A 4669-nucleotide genomic window follows, 5' to 3' on the forward strand; every position below is an offset into this window, starting at 1 on the left:
CGCTACCTGTGCTTCCCGCTCTGTCCATGATTCACATGACTGCACCATCACCTGACTCCCACCAATCAAATCCCGGAGTTTGGTGGCTGGGTGACCGCAGCGCTAGGTGGTGGGACCGGACGCTTACCACCATCGTGTGGGCTGTTTTTATTTAAATAACCGGTATTGATTGGCCAGCCTCTTGCTGACCGACATATCGACAACCTGCGTACATCCGATCAACCCGCCTGCCGCTTGTGTCGTGAGGACGCCAGGCTCTGCAATTTTGATGAGCGGAGCTGGCAGATGAATGCGGAAACCATCTCGCTCATTAATTAGTGTCCAGAATCAGGACTAATGTCCTGCGTAAGTACCCCCACTTCAAAGCGATAAATCACACCTGGTTTGGTGAATGTCACGCCGATCCCTTACACTGCCGCCCCCATTTCAGTGCAAGGAGCCGCCATGCGCGATCATCATGATCAGGTCACACTGGAGTTGCCAGTTGGCAATGTCCCCAAAAAGCGGGGGCGCAAGCCGCTTGGCCTGGTGGCGCGCGATGCTGCAACCCGCAAACGCGAGCAGCGCGCCCGTCAGGCGGCGGCGATTGTTGAACGTAGCGCCAATAGCTGGACGGAAGCTGAGTGCCTGGCGGTATTGATGGGCACCCGCTGGCGGGGCACCGAGACTGATCAGGCGGCCTGGCTGCAGCTGGGACGATTGCGGGGATTCGTGGCCGGCGAAAGGGCGGAGGCAGCGCAGTCTTGATGCCTGGGGCAACAGATAGGCGCCATCACCTGCCGCATTGGGGCATCCGGCCCTCTGGAGACGTCAACTTGCAGCGCCCGGAGAAGGGGCAACCAAGACAAGCGACCGACCAAGGCCGCTTGTCTCGTTGGGGTGAGGAGAAAGTTCAGCCAGGGAAAGGGCCGCAGTCCCGGTGCGGGTAAGCCTTGGCTTCTGTCGGCCTTCCAATCAACTGGGCAATGCGGTTGCGTACCGATACGTTGTTGATGATGGCATCGTAGCGATAGGGAAAGACATAAAGCGTGAGACTGGTATTGGTCGTCATGCTGAAGCAGCCTATGGGCGTGATATCGCCAAAGTCCCCTTCTGCGGGTCGACGGATCCGCACGGTCTGAATATCAGGACTGGCTGTCGCGACGGTCAGGCAGTGGGTACCACTGCTGTCGCAGGCGGACCACCAGCCTTCCGTCGGTCGCGGCAACATGGTCTGCCCCGCTTGAACCGTTGGAAAGTCACGCGTAATGACATTGCCACCGGCATCGGCATACATATATTTGGCATTCATGCCGATACCGGTATATAGCGCCGGCACTTCCTGCAGCGTGGGGCCGGTGAGGAAGCTTCCGGCATAGTTGGTTGCATAGTCGATGCGGGCGTGGGCTTCCCCCAGCGTGACATCCTGTGCCCAGGTCAGGCCGCGAAATGGCCCGGTCTTGGTAAAGTTGTAGGGATTTTGCTTGATGACGCGGTAGGTGCTGCCTACCCATTGCCGGCTGGTCACGTCATTGGCCGGGCCCGTCCAGCCGCAGTTGTCTGCCTGGGCCTGTATCGGGTTCCAGGGTGCATCCAGAGGGTGCGTGGCGAAATCGGGAATGGTGTTGCAGGTGGTGCCATCGTTATGGTTGCCATAGCCCCAGAGCGACAACTGCAGTGCCGCACCACCGTGTTCCTGGATCAGGTTGAAGCTGCGGTCGCTGCTGTAGAGCTGACCAATCATCCCACCGTAAGAGTTGTTGACACCCACCAGCACCTTGTCGTTCAACAGGCGGGTGGTATCCATCTGGCGATTCTGGAAATACTCTCCATTGCTGCGACACCATTCATGGGTTGCCTGATTTTGTGGAATTTCACTGCAACTGGCGGTCACCTGTTTGGGTGAGCCGGTCAACCCCATGTTTTCGCCGTCAGGTTGGCCGGCGCTGTTGGTGCCGATAACATAGGCGGCAACGGTGTGATTGCCGTTACCCAGCGAGGCAAAAGTGTAGTGGAACGCATGGGCACCCACATCAGGGCGGAAATTGTTGGCCGGGATGGCATCGAACAGATTACCGTCCACGTAAATGTGGATCATCACCGGGCCGGCGAAATCGGGGTCCAGTGCCCAGCCGGCAATGGTGGTGGTGTTGACCGTATCGAGCCAGCCCACAGGCTGGGCCGCCTGGGCCAGACCGGCACTCAGACTGGCAGCCAGTGCGGCAACCGCCAGTCGTTTGCCAGGGTTTACGCGGAAATTCTGCATTGTGTACGTCCTTGTTATGTGTTTTGGAAAGTTTGGTCATCAGACGGATCGCCCGGACTCCAGCCTGAGACCAACGTCCCGTTTGGCGCGGACTGATGCGGAGCGACAAGACGGGACGGAGGCAATCTATCGAACGATGAACGGTGAAGGCTATTAGCCGTTCTGACGAGATGGGGTTGTCTGTGATGATGCCGCACACAGACTGTCAGACTGTCTTAGTGTTGCCTGTAAAAAAGGAGGCCGAGCAGGGGCAAGGCGCCCACAGCTGCCGTCGTGCAGCGTCCCGTTCTGGCGAAATCAGGCCTGTGGGGCGCCCTGAGTGAGCGTTGCGTGAGTCTTGGCGAATGTCGCCCTTTGAAGGGCAATCTGATCAAACGAGGTTTGCAATCATGATCCAGCTGATGTCATTGGATGCCACCAGCCTGAGCGCCCTGCGCCAGGGCGCGGCTAGCGTACAAGGCGCAGTCATACAGAAAGGTGCCATGCCGCCAGCCGTATTATTTGATTTAGCCGCACAGGCCCTGGCTGCCGGCAAACCGCTGCTTTGGCATGCCCCATGGCTGATTGTCTCGGCTGATGGGCAGTGGGTGGTTGGTGCGATGGGCTTTAAAGCCCCTCCTCAGGATGGGCTGGTGGAAATCGGCTACAACGTCGCGCCCGCCTGGCAAGGCCGAGGCGTAGCCAGCACTGCTGTCCGGCAGCTGCTGGCTCTGGCGGCTGAACAGCCTGCCCTGCGGATGGTGAGAGCGGAAACGGCGGCAGACAACGTCGCCTCCCGGCGGGTGTTGGAAAAGAATGGATTCCACCTCGCGGGGCGCCATCATACCGAAGCGGATGGTTGGGTCGATGACTGGCGCTATACCCTCTCCTGATCCCTCATACCGATTCCGTAGTCGCAAGGCTCGATCCGGTTATGGGGCTCATCTCATTGCCGATTCACCTAGCGTTTAAAGAAAAAGCCCAGTGCCTCAGCAGGAATCTGATAGCTCTCGATCACGCGCCGATATTCACCGGAAGCAACGAATCGATGGAGTTCCTGATCAAACTGGTCGCGTATCGCCGTCAAACGTTTTGAACGTGAGAAGGCAATATAGCTTGGCACCGACTCAACCTGTGCCGGCAGACGCTCAATCTCGTTCACCACCGGCCGCTCTAGCGCCTTAAATGTATGCGTGGCGGCATAGAGGTTGCACAGCACTGCATCAATCCGCCCCAGTGCCAGCTTGCGGAAGTTCTGTTCGAAGCTGAATGCCACATCCAGATCAAGCTGATTTTTGTAGGCATCAAACTTCAACCCGTAATTAAAGCCGTGCTGCACCCCAACTTTCATGCCCTTTAACTCGGCCAGATCGCCCGAGAACGAGATTTTGTGGCCCTTACGGGCATACACATAAACTACCTGCGGCACTACCACCTCTTTTGAATAGTCAAGAAAGGCCTCACGCTCCGGGGTCTTGAAAATAGAAAACACGCAGTCGCGCTGCCCGGTGCGCACCAGCTCCAGCGCCCGCACCCAAGGTAGTACTTCAACCTCCAGGCCATAACCCATCTTTTTCAGAATGGGTGCAACGATGTTGTAAGTTATGCCAGCTGCCTGCCCGTTGGCATTGGCATATTCCAGAGGTGGATAGTCCTTGGTCACGCAACGCAAGGTGTCAGCATGTGCCACTGCCATACACGCACAGGACAGGCCACTCAATAAGGTCTTGCGCCAAGCATCCATAGATTTTTCCGTGCTACTGATGGCAGCTCTATTACAGTGGATGATAGCAATAGCCCTCAGGCTTGGCTGCTTGGGGTTGTTGTTGGGATTGGCCTGCCCGTGTCAATCGATCAGGACGACATTGCCAACTCTCGCTAACGCTTTGCCCACCGCTGGTATTCCCGTGGCGTCGTCTCCACCAGCTGGCGGAATTGCTGCGCCCTGGCCTTTCTCATTGCAAGCGGCTGATGGATTTTTTTCGATCTATTCATGTCAATCAAAATATTATTTATTGTCAGACACAAATTTCTGTAACGCTCGTTTATTGCCATGCAACATGGATATATTTTCCATGAACGACGCCAGTGCGATTTCCTGAAAATTCCCGTAAATATCATAAAACATATTTTAAATCATAACGTTATATTTGTATTTAATGTGCAGTCATTCGGATAAATTGACGATTCAACAGCGTCAATGCTAGCCTCTTTCTGCACCGTTGTTTGAATGCCAAATAGCTTTCAAACTGCGTTTTTCGCACATGAATGCCTTTGCCTGTTTGAGCACCTGCTTTAAAAAGGATTTGCACCATGCCGCGCCCCCTCCGCCTCCACACCCCGCTGGGCGATGACGCCCTCTTGTTCCGCAGCATGACCCTGCGCGATGCGCTCTCCACCGTGTTCGAGGCCGAGATCGAAGTCCTGTCGAAGAAACCCGACATC

At 56.3% G+C, this 4669-nt stretch carries 4 protein-coding genes; 2 read left to right on the top strand and 2 right to left on the bottom strand.

All coding sequences use genetic code 11. From position 1 onward, the window contains the following. Positions 1-444 precede the first annotated feature (444 nt). Entirely contained in the window at positions 445-747 is a 303-nt protein-coding gene (locus tag PZA18_RS23385; RefSeq protein ID WP_284103310.1) for a hypothetical protein, read from the top strand. A gap of 145 nt (positions 748-892) precedes the next feature. Here the strand turns inward: PZA18_RS23385 and PZA18_RS23390 are convergent, their stop codons facing one another. Beyond that, positions 893-2245 (bottom strand): hypothetical protein, encoded by a 1353-nt coding sequence (locus tag PZA18_RS23390; RefSeq protein ID WP_284103311.1) that lies wholly within the window; start codon positions 2243-2245, stop codon positions 893-895. A gap of 389 nt (positions 2246-2634) precedes the next feature. Here PZA18_RS23390 and PZA18_RS23395 point away from each other — a divergent pair, with 389 nt between their 5' ends. Then, the gene (locus PZA18_RS23395) at positions 2635-3117 is read left to right on the top strand and encodes a GNAT family N-acetyltransferase (RefSeq protein ID WP_284103312.1); all 483 of its coding nucleotides are present in this window, start codon (positions 2635-2637) and stop codon (positions 3115-3117) included. Positions 3118-3185: 68 nt separating this feature from the next. Here PZA18_RS23395 and PZA18_RS23400 read toward each other — a convergent pair whose 3' ends face one another. Then, entirely contained in the window at positions 3186-3968 is a 783-nt protein-coding gene (locus tag PZA18_RS23400) for a substrate-binding periplasmic protein (RefSeq protein WP_284103313.1), read from the bottom strand. Positions 3969-4669 lie beyond the last annotated feature (701 nt).

Source organism: Parachitinimonas caeni (genome assembly GCF_030129945.1).
GTDB lineage: Bacteria > Pseudomonadota > Gammaproteobacteria > Burkholderiales > Chitinimonadaceae > Parachitinimonas > Parachitinimonas caeni.